The organism is Micromonospora sp. RHAY321 (assembly GCF_023896955.1).
Taxonomy (GTDB): Bacteria; Actinomycetota; Actinomycetes; order Mycobacteriales; family Micromonosporaceae; genus Micromonospora.
The window spans coordinates 694386-713087 of record NZ_JAMHIW010000001.1; the positions used below are offsets into that span (position 1 = coordinate 694386).

The window sequence follows — 18702 nt, forward strand, 5'->3', positions numbered from 1 at the left end:
GGTGTGCCGTTCGTCGCGCTGCCCTGCGCCGAACTGCTGGAGGACTGGCCGGACGGGTCCTGGGGACTGGCGGTGAACGCGGGCAGCGCCGGGTCGGTCACCCTGGCCGCGCCAGCGCTCGCCGAGGTGCTCAGGGTCAACGCCCCGACCGGGTAGCGCCCCGTACGGAGCGGAGACCACGCGGCGGCGCCCAGGGCGACACGAACCGCCCACGGGAGCGGTGCCGGTCACCCCGCAGGGGGTGGCGAACGGCCGCTGGGCTGGGCAGCATGGATGGCATGGACTACGAATACGCGCCGCTGCGGTTGCCGCCGAACGTCGACCGGTTGACCGCCGCGGCGCAGCTGGCGATCCAGGCGGAGTTCTCCGGATGGGAGTTGGCCCGGGTGCGGTTGTTCCGGGACGGCACCCGGCAGGTGGTGCTACGCCGGCGGCGGGTCAACCACCCGCAGCCGGGCCTGTCGTACTGAGGGTCACCGGGCCGAGCCGGCGACCGGCCGGCCGACGGCACGCGCCCGGGGCCGATCGGCACTCGATCGGCCCCGGGCGTCGTCGTCGCTAGTGCTGGTGCCCGGCGTGGTCGTGGTCGTCGTCGAGCTCCAGGAACGGGTGCTCGTCGAGCCGGCCGACCAGCCGGTCGTCGGCCGCCGGCTGGAACGGGCCGGCCGGGTCGTCGTCGTCGAACGACTCCAGGTCGACCGGGGTGCCCACCTCGCTGACCATCACCACCCCGTCGAGCGGCTCCAGCTCGGGGACGTCCAGCGCGCCGAGCGAGCCGTCGCCGCTCTGCAGCAGCTCCAGCACCGCCTCGCCGACGCCCTCCACGGGCGCCGGCTCGTCGTCCTCCGGAGTGCCCTCGCGGCGGGCGACCTCGGCCACCCGCAGCAGCGCGGACACGCTCGGCACCCGGTAGTCGCGGCGCTGGCGTACCGAGATCACCCGCGGGTGCGGGTCGCTGGCCTCGGCCCCCTCGGCGCCGCCGAAGCGCTCGTCGGCCTCGTCCGGGTCGATCGAGTCGACGTCCCACGGCGTCACCTCACCGAAGGCGTCGAGCAGCTGCTCGTCGTAGGCGTAGGACGCGTTGTTCAACGCCACGTACGCCTGCCAGACGTCGTCGTCGTCGACGCGGCCCTGCGCGGCGCGTACGGCGGCCAGGTGGTGGCGGGCCGCTTCGATCACCCGCTCGAGAGCGGCGTCCAGCTCACCGTGCTGGTCGGTCATGTGGGGCAGTCCCTTCACGATGGGGAGGTTGCGCGTCGGCTGCAGCTGCCGGACGCGGCTAGCAGGTGCGGAGGAACCGGTCGAGCACCCGCACGCCGAACTGTAGTCCGTCCACCGGAACCCGCTCGTCGATGCCGTGGAACAACGCGGAGAAGTTCAGGTCGGCGGGCAGCTGCAAGGGCGCGAAACCGAAACAGCGGATGCCGAGCTGCGAGAACTTCTTCGCGTCCGTGCCACCGGAGAGCATGTACGGAACCGGCCGTGCTCCCGGGTCCTCGGCTCGCAGGGCCGCGGACATGGCCTCGACCAGGTCGCCGTCGAAGGTGGTCTCCAGGGCCGGCTGCCGCTGGATGTACTCGATGGCGATGTCCGGGCCGACCAGCTCGCGCAGCTGCCGCTCCAGCAGCTCCGACTGGCCGGGGAGGCTGCGGCAGTCGATGGTGGCGGAGGCCCGGCCGGGGATGACGTTGTCCTTGTAGCCGGCGTTCAGCCGGGTCGGGTTGGCCGTGTTGCGGATGGTCGCACCGATGATGTTGGCGATCGGGCCGAGCTTGGCGATCGCCGCCTCCGGGTCCTCCGGGTCCAGCTCGACGCCGAGCACGTCGGAGACCTCCTCCAGGAACGCCCGCACGGTGTCGGTGACCACCACCGGGAAGCGGTGCCGCCCGACCCGGGCCACCGCCTCGGCGAGCGCGGTGACGGCGTTGTCGTCGTGCACCATCGAGCCGTGCCCGGGGCGGCCCTTGGCGTGCAGCCGCAGCCAGTCCAGGCCCTTCTCGGCGGTCTCGATGAGGTAGAGCCGCTGACTGTCGTTGATCGAGTAGGAGAAGCCGCCGACCTCACCGATGGCCTCGGTGCAGCCGTCGAAGAGCTCCCGGTGGCGGTCGACGAGGAAGTGCGCGCCGTAGTCGCCGCCCGCCTCCTCGTCGGCGGTGTAGGCCAGCACGATGTCGCGCGGGGGCCGTACGCCGGTGCGCTGCCAGTGCCGCACCACGGCGAGCACCATCGCGTCGAAGTCCTTCATGTCGATGGCGCCGCGACCCCACAGGTAGCCGTCGCGCACCTCGCCGGAGAACGGGTGCACCGACCACTCGTCGGCGTCGGCGGGCACCACGTCCAGGTGCCCGTGCACCAGCAGCGCTCCCCTGCTCGGGTCGGTGCCGGGGATGCGGGCCACCACGTTCGCCCGGCCCGGCGCGGACTCGTGCAGCACGGACTCGACGCCGACCTCGGCGAGCTTCTCCGCCACGTACTCGGCCGCGCGGCGCTCGCCGACGCTGGTGTCGTTGTCGCCGGTGTTGGTGGTGTCGATGCGCAGCAGGTCGCGGCAGAGGTCCACGACCTCCGCGGTGGGGTCCGGTCGGGGTGAGGCGGCGTCGCTCGTCATCGCCTCTTCATACCAGCCCGACCGTGCCGACGGGCGGGCGCACCGGCGGGCCGGCGGGCCCGTGCACCGGCACGGCGGACCGGGCATTCAGGGCGGCGGATCCCGGTGACTGTTTCGGCGGACGCGGGATCGGGTACCGCCGCCGACGACCGCACGTCCCCTGCCGGCGCTTCCGCCCGCCAGTCGAGGAGGGCACCATGTCCGCCGTTCCCCTGCCGCCACTGCCGCCCACGCCCGAGGAGGGCTACCGGCCCGGCGGGCGCAGCATCGCCGACATCGTGGACCGGGAGCACCAGCAGCTGCTGGAGTTGCTGACCCAGTTGGACGGGCCGGACGCCACGCCGCAGGAGGGGCTGCCGGTGCTCACCGCCGCGCTGTCGCGGCACCTCTCCGCGGAGGAGCAGTACCTGCTCCCGGCGGTGCGGGCCGCGCTGCCGGCCGCCGCCGAGCGGGTGGACGCCGAGATCGACGCCGACGCCGCGCTGCTGGCCGCCCTCAAGGGACTGACCGACGAGACGCTGACCGACGTCGTCGCGCGGGTCCGCCGGCACGTCGACGGCGTGGGTGCTCTCGTCGCCGAGCTGCGCGCGGTGGCCTCCGAGGAGGAGCTGATCCGGTTGGGCAACCGGCTGGAGATCGCCGAGGAGGCGGCGCCGACCCGGCCGCACCCGGGCACCCCGGCCACCCCGCCGTGGAACCGGATCGTCGAGCCGGCGGTGGGCGTGGTGGACAAGGTCCTCGACGCGGTGACCCGCCGGCCCACGTACCTGGCGGACCTGCCGGAGCCACCTCGCGGTTGAGGAGCGGCGACACCGGCTATGCATTCAATCTCACCGATCCGTCCGGACTCTTCCGCCGGCTGCGACGTGGTCCTACCGTCACCGTATGAACCTGGAGCTGCGACACCTGCGGGTGGTCTGCGCGATCGCGGAGACGGGGAGCGTGACCAAGGCGGCGTCGGCGCTCGGCCTGGCCCAGCCGGCGCTCACCGCCCAGCTCCAGCGGATCGAACGGACACTGGGCGGGCCACTGTTCGACCGGGACCGGCGCGGCGCGCGGCCCACCGCGCTCGGTGAGCTGGTGCTGGCCCGGGCCCGCGTGCTGCTGCCGGCGATGAAGGGCCTGCAGGACGAGGCCGCCCGACTGGCCGGCGCCGGCGAGGTGCCCCGCTGGTACCGGTTCGGCGGGGTGAACAGCCCGATCCTGGGGCGGTTGGTGCACCGGCTGGCCGCCGAGCAACCGCCGGCACAGATCACCACCTACGCCTCCTGGTCGGTGGACGAGTTGGCGCAGCTGGTCGCCGGCGGCCGGCTGGACTTCGCGCTCACCGGGGTGTGCGGCGACGCCGTACCGTCGGCCGAGTTCGGGCTGAGCTGGCGGGAGGTGGCCGTCGACCCGGTGCTGGTGCTGCTGCCGGAGACCCACCCCCTCGCGGAGCGCGACGAGGTGCGCCTCATGGACCTGCGCCACGAGCAGTGGGTGGCCGCGCCGGGCGACGGCTGCTTCGGCGACTGCTTCGCCGCCGCCTGCGCCCGCGCCGGCTTCACCCCGCGCAAGGTGTACGAGACCGACGTGCGCGGCTGCGTCGACCTGGTGGACGCTGGCGAGGCCGTGGCGCTCTGCCAGGCGACGTTCCGCCCGGTGGCGGGGCTGGTCACCCGGCGGCTGGCCGGGATACCGCTGCGTTGGCGGCTGCTGCTGGGCTGGCACCCGGACTCCCCCGCCGCGCAGGGGGCCGAGCTGGTGCTGGAGACGGCCAAGGCGGCGTACACGGACTCGCTGGTCCCCCATCCCGGCTACCTGGCCTGGCTGCTGCGCAATCCCGGGTTCGGCGTGCGCCAGCCCAGCGGCGTCTGACCAGGATCCACGGTCCGGTTGGGAGCGGCGTGAAACCGCCGACCATCCACCTTCTACCGGACGGCCCGCGACTTTCAGTCGGAACTGCAAAAGTTCCGTGGGAGCGAGCTTAACTTCTGCTTTACACGTTCGTCATCCCATGCCTAGGGTTCGATGTCACAGTCGTCGATCCGTTGAGGTGACCGGATGACCGCTGACCCTCGCCCGCCCGACCCGGTCGTGCTCGGCATGCACGGCATCAGCAAGCGGTTCTTCGGCGTGACGGTCCTGGACGACGTACGCCTGGAGTGCCGGGCCGGCGAGATCCACGCGGTGATGGGCGAGAACGGCGCCGGGAAGTCCACCCTGATGAAGATCCTGGTCGGGGTGCACCAACCAGACGCGGGCCGGATCGAGCTGAACGGCGCGCCGGTGCGTTTCCACCACCCACGGCAGGCGCTGGCCGCCGGGGTGAGCATCGTCCACCAGGAACTCAACCTGCTCCCGCAGCGCACTGTCGCGGAGAACATCTTCCTCGGCCGCGAGCCCCGGCGCCGGTTCGGCGTGGACCGGGCCGCCATGGACCAGGCCGCCACCCGGCTGCTGGCCGCCCTGGGCGCGGAGGACGTGATCTCCCCGCGCAGTCTGGTCGGGCGGCTGCCGGTGGCGCGGCAACAGCTCGTGGAGATCGCCAAGGCACTCTCCTTCGACCCACGGGTGCTGGTGCTCGACGAGCCGACCGCCGCTCTGAGCCCGCACGAGGTGGCCGCCCTGTTCGACCGGATCCGTCGGCTGCGCGCGGACGGGCTGACCGTGCTGTACATCTCGCACCGCCTGCGTGAGGTCTTCGATCTCACCGACCGGATCACCGTGCTGAAGGACGGCCGGCGGGTGGACACGGTGGAGACCTCCGAGGTGGACACCCGTCGGCTGGTGCACCTGATGGTCGGCCGGGAACTGGACCACTACTACCCGCCGCGGGCCGCGCCGGAGCGGATCGGCCCGGTCCGACTCGCCGTCCGGAGCGCCGGCGCCGGCCTGCTGCACGACGTCGACCTGGACCTGCGTGCCGGCGAGATCGTCGGGCTGGCCGGGCTGGCCGGCTCCGGTCGCACCGAGCTGGCCCGGCTCCTTTTCGGCGCGACCCGGATGACCGCCGGCAGGCTGACCATCGACGGTAGGGCCAGCCGGCTGCGCTCGCCCCGGCACGCCATCCGACGCGGCATCGGCCTGCTCACCGAGGACCGCAAGAGCGAAGGGCTGGTGCTGCAACGGTCGGTGCGCGACAACACCCTGCTGGCCGCTCGGTCGCTGGGGCGCGGCGCCGCCCGCCGGGTCGCTCTGGCCGACCTGCTGGGCCGGGTACGGCTACGCGGGGGCGCCGACCGGGAGGTGCGCTACCTCTCCGGCGGCAACCAGCAGAAGGTGGTGCTGGCCCGGTGGTTGGCGACCGGCGCCCGGGTGCTGATCTTCGACGAGCCGACCCGGGGCATCGACGTCGGCGCCAAGGCCAGCATCCACGAGCTGATGCGGGAGCTGGCCGACGCGGGCGCGGCCATCCTGATGATCTCCTCCGAGTTGCCCGAGGTGATCGGGATGGCCGACCGGATCGTGGTGCTGCGTCAGGGCACCGTCGCCGGTGAGCTGCCGGCCGGCGCGACCGAGGCCGAGATCATGCTGCTGGCCACCGGAGAGCCCGACCGGGCCGGGGCCGCGGCCGGGGCAAGCAGGGAGGGCGGCACCGCATGATCGCCGACACGATGCCCGGACGGCTGCGCCCCCTCGGGCTGGGCCGCGACAGCGGGACCGCGTCCAGCGCGCCGGTCTGGCTGGTCTTCGGCGGGGTGTTCGCCGTTGCCTGGCTGCTGGTCGAGCTGAACGGCGGCCAGTTCATGACGGTGGACAACCTGCAGAACATGGCGGTCCGCTCAGTCGCGCTGGGCCTGGTGGCGGTCGGACAGACCATCGTGCTGATCGGCGGCTCGCTGGACCTGTCGGTGGCGTACCTGGTCAGCGTGACCGCCGTCGGGGCCTCGTTCGTGATGCAGGGCGACCCCGACCGGATGGTCCTCGGGGTCGTGGTCACACTTGCCATCGGCGCACTGATCGGCCTGGTCAACGGCCTGGTCATCACGGGTCTCCGGGTGAACGCTTTCATTGCCACGCTGGGCACCTCGCTGGTGATGAGCGGGGTGCTGAACGCGCTGTTCACCAACTTCACCGGCTCGGTCCCCCGACAGTTCCAGGCGTTGGGCTACAACGCGCTCGGCCCGGTGCCGGTTGCGGTGATCCTGCTGCTCGCGGTGGTCGCGCTGGCCTGGTACGTACTGCGCCACACCCGGTTCGGCTACCACCTGTACGCCGTCGGAGGCAACGCTGAGGTGGCCCGGCTCTCCGGGGTCCGTACCGACCGGACGGTGGTGCTGGCGCACGTGCTGTGCAGCCTGACCGCCGTCCTGACCGGGCTGTTCCTGGTCAGCCGGCTCCGCTCGGGCGCACCGTGGGTCGGCCCGGACGGTGGCTACGACCTGGAGTCGATCGCCGCCGCGGTGGTCGGCGGCACCGCGCTGGCCGGTGGCCGGGGCGCCGTGGCCGGCACCCTTGCCGGCGTGCTGATCCTCGCCGTGATCGACCAGGTCTTCAACGAGTTCGAGGTGAACGCCTTCCTCAAGACGCTGATCCGGGGCGTGATCATCGTCGGCGCGGTGGCGCTCTACGCCCTGCGCCGGCGGGACGAGGGGAGCTTCTGAGATGACCACGACCGCCGGGCCGCCGGGAGCGCAACCGCCGGCCGTACCGGAAGCACAGCGGACGGCCGCACCCCAAGGGGAGCCGGCGGGCGGGCGGGTCCGGCGGCTGCTGCGCGCGGTGCCGCCGATCTGGCTGGTGCTGGCCGCGGTGATCTTCCTCATCGCCTGGCGCAACCCCACCTTCGTCGAGCCGGCGCCGTTCCTGGCCTTCCTGCGTCGCTGCGCGCCGCTGGCGGTGCTCGCCGCCGGCCAGGTCTTTGTGATCATCGCCGGTGAGTTCGACCTGTCGGTCGGGGCACTGGTCACCGCCGTGGTGGTGGTGGCCGCCCGGCTCTCCGACGGCGACGCGGCACACACCTGGTGGCTGATCCCGCTGCTGCTCGCCGCGGGCGCGCTGGTCGGGCTGGTCAACGGCCTGGTCACCACCCGGCTACGGGTGCCCTCGTTCATCGCCACGCTGGGCATGCTGCTGGTGCTCGGCGGGGCGGTGTTCCTCTGGTCCGGCGGCGCGCCCCGGGGCTCACTGGCGGACAACTTCCGCCAGTTCGGCCGCTTCGGCGTCGAACTGCCCGGGCTCGGTCAGCTGCCGTACGCGGTGCTGATCCTGCTCGCCGTCGGTGTCGCGCTGTGGTTGCTGCTGTCGCACAGCCGCTTCGGACACCAGGTGTACGCGGCCGGCGGCAATCCGCGGGCCGCCGCGCTCTCCGGGGTTGATGTCCGCCGGGTGCGGACCGCGGCCTTCGTCATCTCCGGCCTGTCGGCGGTGGTCGCCGGGATCCTGCTCGGAGGCTTCACCGGGGTGACCGCCGAGGCCGGGGCGGGCTACGAGTTCCAGGCGATCGCCGCCGTCGTGCTCGGCGGCGCGGTGCTCGGCGGGGGGCGCGGCAGCGTCGGCGCGTCCGTCGCGGGCGCGCTCACCCTGCAATCGGTGTTCACGTTGCTCAACCTGCTCGGCCTGGCCAAGTCGCTGCGTGACGCGGTGCAGGGCCTGATCATCATCGGGGCGGCCGCGTACGCCGCACACCGGCTGCGCCGGTCGGGCTGACGCCCGTGCCTCGACCTGTCGCGAGGAGAAGCCCATGAGACGTCCGATGCGATACCGACTCGCTGTGCTCGGCGCCGCCGTCCTGGTCGCCGCCGGCTGCACCTCCACCGCGCCGGAGGAGGGCGACGACGGTCCGGCCGGCAGCGGCACCGGGCAGCAGTCGTCGTTCTTCGTGCAGGCCGATTACGACCGGCAGATCGCCCAACGCGATACGGCGCCCACCGGGCCGGCGGACCAGCCGTGGTTGCAGGCGATCAACCCGCAGCTCGTCGACACCGCGAAGTACAAGAAGGCGGGCAAGCACACCATCTGCTTCTCCAACGCCGCAGTGAACAACCCGTGGCGGGTGGTCGGCTGGACCACCATGCAGGCCGAGGCGAAGCTGCACCCGGAGATCGCCGCGCTGACCGCGGTGGACGCCGAGGGCAAGGACGACAAGCAGATCAGCGACATCGACGGTCTGCTGGCCAGCAAGAAGTGCAGCGCGCTGATCGTCTCACCGAACACCACGGCCGCTCTCACCCCGGCGGTGGAGAAGGCGTGCCAGGCCGGTCTGCCGGTGATCGTGTTCGACCGTGGGGTGAACACCGAGTGTCCCGTGACCTTCATCCACCCCATCGGCGGGTACGCCTTCGGCGCCACGGCCGCCGAGTTCCTCACCGGCGAGGTCAAGAAGGACGGCAAGATCCTCGCGCTGCGGATCCTGCCCGGCGTGGACGTGCTGGAGACCCGCTGGTCGGCCGCCAAGGTGATCTTCGACAAGGCGGACGTGGACGTGGTCGGGGTGGAGTTCACCGACGGTGACGCGGCCAAGGTGAAGACCATCGTCAACGACTACCTGGAGCGCTACGGCAGCATCGACGGCGTCTGGATGGACGCCGGGGCCACCTCGGTGGCGGCGGCCGAGGCGTTCGAGGACGCCGGTCAGCAGGTGCCCGCGATCAACGGCGAGGACCAGCAGGACTTCCTGCGGCTCTGGCAGGACAAGAAGTTGACCGCCATCGCCCCGACCTACCCCACGTACCAGTGGCGTACGCCGATCATCGCGGCGCTGGACATCCTGGCCGGCAAGCAGGTGCCCAAGGAATGGGTGCTGCCACAGCCGACCATCACCCAGGACAACCTCTCCCGGTACCTGCTGCCGCAGCTACCACCGCTGCACTACGCCCTGTGCGGCTGCGAGCAGATGCCCGGCTTCCCGCAGAACTGGGGCGGCAACCAGTGACCCGCCGCCGCTGGCGTGGGCCCGCCCCGGTGCGGCCCCACGCCGGTGGTGGCCGGCACGACGACCTGTGAGGAGCGCAGCGTGCACCCCCTCGGCGCGAACACCTGGATCTGGGTCTCGCCCCTGACCGACGCACGGCTGGCCGAGCTGGCCCCGCGGATCCGCGACTGGGGCTTCGACACCATCGAGTTGCCGATCGAGTCGCCGGGCGACTGGGACCCGGACCGCACCGCCGAGTTGCTGGCGGGGCTCGGTCTGGCCGCGACCGTCTGCGCGGTGATGCCGCCGGGTCGGGACCTGACCACCGACGACCTCGAGGTGGTCGAGCGGACCGGGGACTACCTGCGGCACTGCGTACGGGCCGCGGCCCGGGTCGGCGCCACCGTGGTGGCCGGTCCGATCTACGCGCCTGTCGGGCGGACCTGGCTGCTGGACCGCGACGCCCGGGCGGCGACCGTGCGACGGCTGCGCGAGCGGTTGACGCCGCTGGGCGGGGAGGCCGCCGGGCAGGGGGTCACCCTCGCCCTGGAGCCGCTCAACCGGTTCGAGACCAGTTTGCTGAACACCGCCGAGCAGACCGTCGAGGTGGTCGACGGCATCCCCGGGCTGGGCATCGCGCTGGACACCTTCCACATGAACATCGAGGAACGCGACATCCCGGCGGCGATCCGCACCGCCGGGAACCGACTGACGCACGTGCAGGTGTGCGCCAACGACCGGGGCGCGCCGGGCAGCGACCACCTGGACTGGCCCGGCATCGTCGAGGCGCTGCGCGACATCGGCTACACCGGGCCGCTGTGCATCGAGTCGTTCACCGCGGAGAACCGCACCATCGCCACCGCTGCGGCGATCTGGCGACCGCTGGCCCCGAGCCAGGACCAGCTCGCCACCGAGGGGCTCGCGTTCCTGCGGGCCCTGCTCGACCGGACAGCCTCCGCCGGGTAGGTCACGGCCGGACGGCCACAAGTCAACAGCACCAGACTCGGGCACCGTTGGATCGCCATCCGTCGACGGTGCGACCGGCCGTGTCCTGATATGCAGCGACACATTTGGTGATTTCACATTCTCTGCATTAGACGTTGACATGTATCGATTGCCGACGGAGGGTGACCGCAGGGCAGAACGTGGGGCCGGCCGGTCGGTCGACACCACTGGCGAGCGCGGGGAAACCCATCGGCGGCGCATCGCGACCCCCTCCGCCCGGCCCACGGGCGGCCCGTTTCCACGATTCGAGGAAGGGAGCCGGCATGCGCCGCCGACACCTCGTACTGGGCGCCCTGTCCATCCTGCTGCTGTCCCTGCTGGTCGCGCCGGCCACCCCGGCCACCGCCGCCGCCCCGTTCCGCGCGCTGCTGTTCTCCGAGACCGCCGGCTACCGCCACGACTCCATTCCGGACGGCGTCGCGATGTTCACCGAGCTCGCCGCGCAGCACGGCTTCACCGTGGTGCACTCCGAGGACTCCGCCGTCTTCACCCCGACCAACCTGGCCACCTTCGACGTGGTGGTGATGTTCCAGACCTCCGGCATGGTGTGGGACACCGACGCCCAACGCCAGGCGTTGCAGAGCTACGTCGCCGGTGGTGGCGGGATCGCGGCCATCCACAACGCCACCGACATGGGCATCGAGGGCTCCTTCCCCTGGTGGGACGACCTGGTCAACGCCGGCGCGCACATGCCCGAGCACTCCCCCGGGGTGCTGCCCGGCACCGCGCACGTGGCGGACCGGGTGCACCCGTCGACCGCCGGGCTGCCGGACCGGTGGCAACGCAGCGAGGAGTGGTACAACTTCGACAGGAACCCCCGGGGCGACGTGCACGTGCTGCTCACCGCCGACGAGCGCACCTACAACCCGGGCGGCAGCGCGATGGGCGCCGACCATCCGATCTCCTGGTGTCGACAGGTCGGCGGTGCGCGGGTCTGGACCACCGCGATGGGGCACGCCAAGGCGTCCTACACAGAGTCGCTCTTCCGACAGCACGTGCTGGGTGGCGTGCAGTGGGCAGCCGGGGTGGCCGCGGGCGACTGCGGCGGCACCGTCTGGGGCAACTTCGAGAAGGTGTCGCTCGATCAGAACACCGTCGACCCGATGGCGGTCGACGTGGCAGCCGACGGGCGGGTCTTCTACGTCCAGCGCGGCGGCCAGGTGAAGATCTTCAAGCCATCCACCAGCGGCACGGTCACCGCCGGCACGTTGCCGGTCTACACCGGCGGTGAGGACGGCCTGGTCGGCATGGCGCTGGACCCGAGCTTCGCCAGCAACGGCTGGATCTACCTGTACCACTCGCCGCAGGCCAGCCCGACCGACGTCAACCGGCTGTCCCGGTTCACCATCACCGGCGACACCCTCGACACCGGCAGCGAGAAGGTCCTGCTGGACGTGCCGGCGTACCGGGACCGCAGCTTCCCCGAGCCCGGGCACACCGGGGGCTACCTGGCCTTCGGCCCGGGCGGCAACCTCTACCTGTCCACCGGCGACGACAGTCCGCCGAACTACGACCCCGCCTGGCAGGGCTACGCGCCGCTGGACTGGCGGCCGGGCAAGAGCTTCCTGGACGCGGCCCGCTCCGCCGGCAACACCAACGACCTGCGGGGCAAACTGCTACGCATCCACCCCGAGCCGGGCGGGACGTACACCGTGCCGAGCGGGAACCTGTTCGCGCCGGGCACCGCGAAGACCCGGCCGGAGATCTACGCGATGGGCTTCCGCAATCCGTTCCGGTTCTCCGTCGACCCGGTCCGGGGGTGGGTCAATCTGGCCGACTACGGGCCAGATCGGGGCGGGCCGACCACCGAGCGCGGCCCGGAGGGGCTGGTCGAGCTGAACGTGATCAAACAGGCCGGCAACTACGGTTGGCCGTTCTGCCACGGCGACAACCAGCCGTACGCGCCATACAACCCGGACACTCAGGTGGTGGGGGCCAAGTTCAACTGCGCCAACCCGGTCAACAACTCCCCCAACAACACAGGCCTGAGCACCCTGCCGCCGCTGGTGCAGCCGCAGATCTGGTACGGCTACGGGGCGTCGCCGCAGTTCCCGGAGATGGGCTCCGGCGGGGCGGCACCGATGGGCGGGCCGGTCTACCGCTACAACGCGGCCAACCCGTCGCCGACGAAGTTCCCCGCGTACTACGACGGGGTGCACTTCTTCTACGAGTGGTCCCGCAACTACCTCAAGGAGATCCACGTCGACGCCGCCGGGTCGCTCGTGAAGATCAACCCGTTCCTGCCGGCTGGGAACTTCGTCAAGCCGATGGATCTGCGCTTCGGTCCCGACGGTGCGCTGTACCTGCTCGAGTGGGGCTCGACCTTCGGTGGCGGCAACAACGACTCCGGGCTCTACCGGATCGACTACGTCAGCGGCGGGCGGGCCCCCCTGGCGAAGGCCGCCGGCACCCCGACCAACGGGCGGGCGCCGTTGACCGTGCAGTTCTCCAGTGCCGGCTCCGCCGACCCGGACCCGGGCAACACCATCACGTACGCCTGGGACTTCGACGGCAACGGCAGCACCGACTCCACCGCGGCCAACCCGGCGCACACCTACACCGCCAACGGCGTCTTCACCGCCAGGCTGACCGTGCGGGACAACACCGGACGCACCGCCTTCGCCAACGTGCCGATCACGGTGGGCAACACCGCGCCGACGGTGCGGATCACCGGCCCGCCCAGCGGTGGGATGCTCGACTTCGGCCAGCAGGTGGCATACACCGTCACCGTCACCGACCCTGAGGACGGCACGATCGACTGCACGAAGGTGCTGGTCAACCCGGCGTTGGGGCACGACGACCACGAGCACGGCACCACCGACTACCCGGGCTGCTCGGGCACCATCTCCACGGACCTGCTCGGCGGGCACCCCGACGGCGCGAACCTCTACTACGTGCTCAACGCCCGCTACCAGGACCGGGGCGCGAGCGGCGTGCCGGCGCTCACCGGGTACGGCCGGGCGCTGCTGCAACCCAAGCACAAGCAGGCCGAGTTCTTCACCGCCCAGTCCGGGGTGCGGGTCGTCGAGCAGGCCGGCGCGGAGAGCGGCAAGCGGATCGGCGACGTCAGCAACGGTGACTGGATCATGTTCGACCCGATGAGCCTCCAGGGGATCAGCACGATCAGCCTGCGGGTCTCCTCGCCGTTCGGGGGCGGCAGCGTCGAGCTGCGCGCCGACTCGCCGACCGGGCAACTGCTCGCCACCCAGGCCGTGCCGAACACCGGCGGCTGGGACGTCTATCAGCAACAGCCCGCGGTGAGCGTGGCCGCGCTCGGCGGCACCCACCGGCTCTACCTGGTCTTCCGGTCCAGCCAGGACAACTCGTTCGATCTGGACTCGATGACCTTCGGCGGGTCCGGGGTGGGCACCGCCCCCACCGGGATCGCCGGGAAGACGTACACCCTCACCGCCCAGCACAGCGGCAAGCTCGCCGACGTCAACGGGGTGTCCACCGCCGACGGGGCCGTCGTGCACCAGTGGGCGGCCACGGGCGGCGCCAACCAGAGGTGGCAGGCGGTCGACGCCGGCGGTGGCGCGGTCACGCTGCGGGCCGTGCACAGCGGCAAGTGCCTGGCGGTGACCGGCGGTTCCACCGCCACCGGGGCCGCGGTCGTGCAGCAGACCTGCGGTACGGCCACCAGCCAGCAGTGGCAGGCGGTACCCACCGCCACCAGCGGGGTGTACGACGTCAAGGCCCGGCACAGCGGGCTCTGCCTGGACGTGAACGGCAATTCCACCGCCGACGGGGCGCCGCTGATCCAGTGGACCTGCACCGGTACGGCCAACCAGCGGTGGCGGCTGACCGTGGCCGGTTGAGCAGCTATCGCGGCGTGGCACGGTAATGCCGGGCCGATGGCGGTGCGAACCGCCGTCGGCCGGGTATCTGGCGGACATGACCGATCTCTACCCGACCACCGGCGACCGGGAGCTGCTCAGCCAGGCCGCCGCCGCGCACACCGCCGCCACCCGCGAGATGGAGGCGTTCCTGCGCCGGCTGCCGGAGGTGCCCGGCCCGGCCGACGTCGCCGAGTACGCCAATCTGCTCACCCGGGAGGAACGGACCCGCGGCGAGCGGGACGCTGCCGCGGACGGGGTCGGGCTGACCATCGGCAGCATGGAATCCGACCAGGGCCAGTAACTCGATGCGACGGTGCCGTCCCCCGGGGACGGCACCGTCGACGTGCCTCGCTCAGCGCTCGACGAGGGGATCGTGGCCCAGGTCGAGCAGCGAGTGCCGCCACTCGTCGTCGGCGTTGCCGCGCGGCGGCTTGGCGTCCATCAGCTCCCGGATCCGGTCGACCGCGTCCCGCATCACCTCGATGTCCTCCGGGGTGAGGTCGACCTTGCGCTTGGTCAGCACCTTGAGGATCTCCCGGCCCGGCTGGGGCAGGTCGAGGGTCGGATTCGAGCCGAACGACTCCTCCCCCGAACCCCGGGTCAGCAGCCAGCTGCGCAGTTGCGCCGACGGGACGTTGACCTCGGCGTGGAAGTCCTCCCAGAGCACTTCCACCTCGGGGTCGAGCCGAGCCTCGCGTACCATCAGGTCTCCTCTCCGGGCGGCGGCCCGGACGTCTCCGGGTCGTCCTGGTCGGTCTTCGGGTGCAGACCCTCGGGCGGCACCCGCGTCCTCCTGGGGTTCGCGGTCGGCGGCGCCAGGATCGGGTCGGGATGGTCGTCCTCGTCGCGGGGTTCCGCGCCCTCCACGGGCTCGTGCGGTTCCTCGGGTTCCGGTCGTCGCGCCGCCCCGCTCATCGCGGGTGCGTGGTCGTGGCGGCGGTGTACCCCCGCTCGCCCGCGGTCACGTCGAAGGTGAGCTGGCCCTCGCGGGCGTCCACGGTGACCTTCTGTCCGGGCGAGATCGCCGACTCCAGCAGCATCCGGGACAGGTGGTTGTCCACCTCCCGCTGGATCACCCGGCGCAGCGGGCGAGCGCCGAACTCCGGCTGGTAGCCGTGCTCGGCGAGCCAGTCGACGCCGGCGGTGGTGAACTCCACCTGGATGTCCTGGGCGTGCAGCCGGCGGCGGGTCTCCTCCAGCAGCAGGCCGGTGATCTGGCGCAGCTGCTCGGCCTCCAGCCGGCGGAAGATGATGACCTCGTCGATGCGGTTGAGGAACTCCGGGCGGAAGTTCTCCTGGAGGCGGCGCATGAGCCGCTCACGCAGCTCGTTGCTCTCCTGCTCGCTGCCCACGTCCCCGGTGCCGAACCCGACCGAGCGTTGCGCGCCGGTGATCAGCTCGGAGCCGAGGTTGCTCGTCATGATCAGTACGGTGTTCTTGAAGTTCACCGTACGGCCCTGACTGTCGGTCAGCCGCCCGTCGTCGAGCACCTGCAGCAGGATGTTGAACACGTCGGGGTGGGCCTTCTCGATCTCGTCGAGCAGCACCACCGCGTACGGGCGGCGGCGTACGGCCTCGGTGAGCTGGCCGGCCTCCTCGTAGCCGACGTACCCGGGTGGGGCGCCGACGAGCCGGCTGACGGTGTGCCGCTCCTGGAACTCGCTCATGTCCACCCGGACCATCCGGTCCGCCTCGCCGAACAACGCCTCGGCCAGGGCGCGGGCCAACTCGGTCTTGCCGACGCCGGTCGGGCCGAGGAAGAGGAAGCTGCCCATCGGCCGCTCCGGATCGGCGAGCCCGGCACGGGAGCGGCGGACCGCCTCGGCGACCGCGGTGACGGCGTCGTCCTGGCCGACCACCTTCTGGTGCAGGTGCCCCTCCAGGCGCAGCAGCCGGTCGCGTTCCTCCTCGGTGAGCTGGCTGACCGGGATGCCGGTGGCCCGGGAGACCACCTCGGCGATCTCCTGCGGGCCCACCTCCGGCACCTGGGAGGAGAAGCCGTCGTCGCCGTTGGCGCGGCGGACCTGCTCCTCCAGCTCGGCGATCCGGTCGCGCAACGTCGAGGCCCGCTCGTACTGCTCGTCGGAGACGGCCTGTTCCTTGTCCCGGCGTACCTCGTCGAGTTGCTGCTCCAGCTCCCGCACGTCGGAGGCGGGGGTACGGGTGCGCAGCCGGACCCGGGCGCCGGCCTGGTCGATGAGGTCGATGGCCTTGTCCGGCAGGAACCGGTCGGTGACGTACCGGTCGGAGAGCTCGGCGGCGGCGACCAGCGCCTCGTCGGTGAAGCGCACCTGGTGGTGGGCCTCGTACCGGTCGCGCAGCCCGCGCAGGATGGCGATGGTGTCGTCGACGCTCGGCTCGGGCACCAGCACCGGCTGGAAGCGACGGGCCAGCGCGGCGTCCTTCTCGATGCTCTTGCGGTACTCGTCGAGCGTGGTCGCGCCGATCACCCGCAGCTCGCCACGGGCCAACGCGGGTTTGAGCATGTTGGACGCGTCCATCCCGCCCTCGCTGCCCGCGCCACCGGCCCCGACCAGCGTGTGGATCTCGTCCATGAAGATGATCAGCTCGTCCCGGTGCGCCCGGATCTCGTCGATCACCTTCTTGAGGCGTTCCTCGAAGTCGCCCCGGTAGCGGGTGCCGGCGACCAGACCGGCCAGGTCCAGCTGGACCACCCGCTTGCCGAGCAGGGTCTGCGGCACGTCGCCGTCGCAGATCCGCTCGGCCAGGCCCTCGACGATCGCGGTCTTGCCGACGCCGGCCTCACCGATCAGCACCGGGTTGTTCTTGGTTCGCCGGGACAGGATCTCCACGGCCTGCTCGATCTCGTCGGCGCGCCCGATCACCGGGTCGATCTGGTCGGCGCGGGCCAGGTCGGTGAGGTCCTGCCCGTACTGGTCCAGGGTCGGGGTGCCGCGGTCCGGCTTCGGGCCGTTCATCGGGCCACGCTCGGCGTTGGCGGCCTGCAACGACTCCGGCTGGATCCGGCCGGCGGCGAGCATCCGCCCGGCCGGCGACTCCGGGTTGAGCGGCAGCGCCATCAGGATGTGCTCGGGACCGATGTAGTTGGCGCCCATCGCCCGGGACAACTGGTGGGCGTCGAGCAGCGCGCGCTTGGCCGCCGGGGTCAACGACAGGTTGGGCGGCACCTCCCCGCGTGGCGCGCCGTCGCCCCGGCCTCCGAGGGCGTTGAGCAGGGTGTCCGGGTCGGCGCCGGCCCGGCGGACGAGGTCGCGCAAAGGCTCGCGTTGCAGCGCCGCCCAGAGCAGATGGTCGGTGTCCAGGTCGCTGCTCTGCCGTTGCGCGGCCCGCCGGGCCGCGTCGGCGAGCATCTCCCGGGCGTCGGCCGTCATCAGCCGGGTGATGTCGACCCGGTGCGCAGGTCGGCGTCCTCCCTCACCCCGGCCGAAGTACCGGGCCAGGAACTCATCCCACGGGTCGGAGCCGAAGTCACCGGGTCCCATCATGTCTCCTCCGCAGTCGGGCGCGGCACGGTCGCCAGGGGCTACCCGGCGCTCGCCCCGACAAACGCCGCACCGGCGGCGGACGGGCGTTCCGGGAGTGGCAGCGGGACGGCGCCGGCCGGGGGTGGCAGGCTGACGCCATGGATGAGACCCCGCTGCTGATCGTGGACGGCGCCAACGTGGTGGGCTCCCGCCCGAACGGCTGGTGGCGGGACCGGGCCGGGGCCGCCGCCCGGCTGCGTGACTCCCTGGCGCCGGTGGCCAGCACCGGGCTGCCGGCCCGGCTGCCCGCCCCGGTCGAGGTGGTGCTGGTGGTCGAGGGCGCGGCGCGGGACGTTCCGGGCACCGAGGGTGTCCGGGTGGTCTCCGCCGCCGGTTCCGGGGACGACGCGGTGGTCGACCTGGTGGAGGCGGCGCCGCAGCGCCGCCGGCTGGTGGTCACCGCCGACCGGGAGCTGCGCGACCGCGTCACCGCCCTGGGCGCCGAGGTGTACGGGCCACGGTGGCTGCGCGACGCACCCGCCACAAGCTGAGAAGCGCTCACACTGGGACTCCCACAGAACGGACTCCCGGCACTTCCAGCACTCAATCGGACAGCCGGGCAGGAACACCGACAGGGCGGATGTTCTCCCACGGTCGCCGATAGGCTCTAATGGAGATCTCCCCGCCCCCAGGAGGTTCCGCCGTGGCGAGCGTCGCCGAGCTGAAGGCTGCCATCGATGTCGCCCTCCAACAGATCGGGGACGGGCAGACAGCCGTGCAGGCGGCCGGCGAGAAGCTGTCCGAGGCGCAGCAGACCCTGGCCGGCGCGCTGGAGGGCAGCGGGCACGAGACGGTGGAGGCGGCCCAGGCGTCGCTGACGCAGGCCAGCCAGGAGCTGGAGGAGTGTCTCGCCGCGACACTGGTCGCGGTGGAGCAGGCGCAGCTCTACGTCGCCACCCTGTAGGCCGC

18 protein-coding genes are annotated in these 18702 nt (G+C 72.1%); 13 read left to right on the forward strand and 5 right to left on the reverse strand.

Annotated elements, in window-relative coordinates:
- Window positions 1-3 precede the first annotated feature (3 nt).
- Window positions 4-156: a hypothetical protein gene (locus M8C17_RS03210; RefSeq protein WP_252414784.1), complete on the forward strand. Its 153-nt coding sequence runs from the start codon at window positions 4-6 to the stop codon at window positions 154-156.
- Between the two features lie 122 nt (window positions 157-278).
- Complete coding sequence (locus M8C17_RS03215; protein ID WP_252414786.1) at window positions 279-470, forward strand: DUF5703 family protein; 192 nt, start codon at window positions 279-281, stop codon at window positions 468-470.
- A gap of 88 nt (window positions 471-558) precedes the next feature.
- Here the strand turns inward: M8C17_RS03215 and M8C17_RS03220 are convergent, their stop codons facing one another.
- Together M8C17_RS03220 and M8C17_RS03225 are read right to left on the reverse strand one after the other, a co-directional pair.
- Window positions 559-1221: a hypothetical protein gene (locus tag M8C17_RS03220; RefSeq protein WP_252415073.1), complete on the reverse strand. Its 663-nt coding sequence runs from the start codon at window positions 1219-1221 to the stop codon at window positions 559-561.
- A gap of 58 nt (window positions 1222-1279) precedes the next feature.
- On the reverse strand, window positions 1280-2608 hold the full coding sequence (locus tag M8C17_RS03225; RefSeq protein WP_252414788.1) for a M20/M25/M40 family metallo-hydrolase: 1329 nt from the start codon (window positions 2606-2608) through the stop codon (window positions 1280-1282).
- Window positions 2609-2805: 197 nt separating this feature from the next.
- On the opposite strand from M8C17_RS03225, the gene M8C17_RS03230 reads away from it, so the two are divergent.
- The 9 genes from M8C17_RS03230 to M8C17_RS03270 all read left to right on the forward strand — a co-directional run bounded on the left by M8C17_RS03230 (window position 2806) and on the right by M8C17_RS03270 (window position 14588).
- Window positions 2806-3408 (forward strand): hemerythrin domain-containing protein, encoded by a 603-nt coding sequence (locus tag M8C17_RS03230; RefSeq protein ID WP_252414790.1) that lies wholly within the window; start codon window positions 2806-2808, stop codon window positions 3406-3408.
- Between the two features lie 85 nt (window positions 3409-3493).
- The gene (locus tag M8C17_RS03235; protein WP_252414792.1) at window positions 3494-4465 is read left to right on the forward strand and encodes a LysR family transcriptional regulator; all 972 of its coding nucleotides are present in this window, start codon (window positions 3494-3496) and stop codon (window positions 4463-4465) included.
- A gap of 186 nt (window positions 4466-4651) precedes the next feature.
- Window positions 4652-6193 carry a sugar ABC transporter ATP-binding protein gene (locus tag M8C17_RS03240; RefSeq protein WP_252414794.1) on the forward strand — a complete coding sequence of 514 codons (1542 nt, stop codon included), beginning with the start codon at window positions 4652-4654 and terminating at the stop codon, window positions 6191-6193.
- Window positions 6190-7194: an ABC transporter permease gene (locus M8C17_RS03245; protein WP_252414796.1), complete on the forward strand. Its 1005-nt coding sequence runs from the start codon at window positions 6190-6192 to the stop codon at window positions 7192-7194. Before M8C17_RS03240 ends, M8C17_RS03245 begins: the two co-directional genes overlap by 4 nt.
- Before the next feature lies 1 nt (window position 7195).
- The gene (locus M8C17_RS03250; protein WP_252414798.1) at window positions 7196-8239 is read left to right on the forward strand and encodes an ABC transporter permease; all 1044 of its coding nucleotides are present in this window, start codon (window positions 7196-7198) and stop codon (window positions 8237-8239) included.
- A gap of 34 nt (window positions 8240-8273) precedes the next feature.
- On the forward strand, window positions 8274-9464 hold the full coding sequence (locus M8C17_RS03255) for a substrate-binding domain-containing protein (RefSeq protein WP_252414800.1): 1191 nt from the start codon (window positions 8274-8276) through the stop codon (window positions 9462-9464).
- A gap of 81 nt (window positions 9465-9545) precedes the next feature.
- Entirely contained in the window at window positions 9546-10409 is an 864-nt protein-coding gene (locus M8C17_RS03260; RefSeq protein WP_252414802.1) for a sugar phosphate isomerase/epimerase, read from the forward strand.
- Between the two features lie 302 nt (window positions 10410-10711).
- Entirely contained in the window at window positions 10712-14266 is a 3555-nt protein-coding gene (locus M8C17_RS03265; RefSeq protein WP_252414804.1) for a ThuA domain-containing protein, read from the forward strand.
- A gap of 76 nt (window positions 14267-14342) precedes the next feature.
- Window positions 14343-14588: a hypothetical protein gene (locus M8C17_RS03270; protein ID WP_252414806.1), complete on the forward strand. Its 246-nt coding sequence runs from the start codon at window positions 14343-14345 to the stop codon at window positions 14586-14588.
- 51 nt (window positions 14589-14639) lie between these two features.
- On the opposite strand, the gene M8C17_RS03275 is transcribed toward M8C17_RS03270, so the two are convergent.
- From M8C17_RS03275 to M8C17_RS03285, 3 genes are read right to left on the reverse strand one after another with little or no spacing between them, the layout of a single operon-like run.
- The gene (locus M8C17_RS03275) at window positions 14640-14990 is read right to left on the reverse strand and encodes a DUF3140 domain-containing protein (RefSeq protein WP_252414808.1); all 351 of its coding nucleotides are present in this window, start codon (window positions 14988-14990) and stop codon (window positions 14640-14642) included.
- Window positions 14990-15154, reverse strand: coding sequence for a hypothetical protein (locus M8C17_RS03280; RefSeq protein WP_252414810.1), 165 nt, complete (start codon window positions 15152-15154; stop codon window positions 14990-14992). The genes M8C17_RS03275 and M8C17_RS03280 overlap by 1 nt, the downstream gene beginning before the upstream one ends.
- A 44-nt stretch (window positions 15155-15198) precedes the next feature.
- The gene (locus tag M8C17_RS03285) at window positions 15199-17754 is read right to left on the reverse strand and encodes an ATP-dependent Clp protease ATP-binding subunit (RefSeq protein WP_252414812.1); all 2556 of its coding nucleotides are present in this window, start codon (window positions 17752-17754) and stop codon (window positions 15199-15201) included.
- Window positions 17755-17891: 137 nt separating this feature from the next.
- Here M8C17_RS03285 and M8C17_RS03290 point away from each other — a divergent pair, with 137 nt between their 5' ends.
- Together M8C17_RS03290 and M8C17_RS03295 are read left to right on the forward strand one after the other, a co-directional pair.
- Entirely contained in the window at window positions 17892-18284 is a 393-nt protein-coding gene (locus tag M8C17_RS03290; RefSeq protein ID WP_252414813.1) for a hypothetical protein, read from the forward strand.
- Window positions 18285-18436: 152 nt separating this feature from the next.
- The gene (locus M8C17_RS03295) at window positions 18437-18697 is read left to right on the forward strand and encodes a hypothetical protein (protein WP_130400840.1); all 261 of its coding nucleotides are present in this window, start codon (window positions 18437-18439) and stop codon (window positions 18695-18697) included.
- Window positions 18698-18702: the final 5 nt, after the last annotated feature.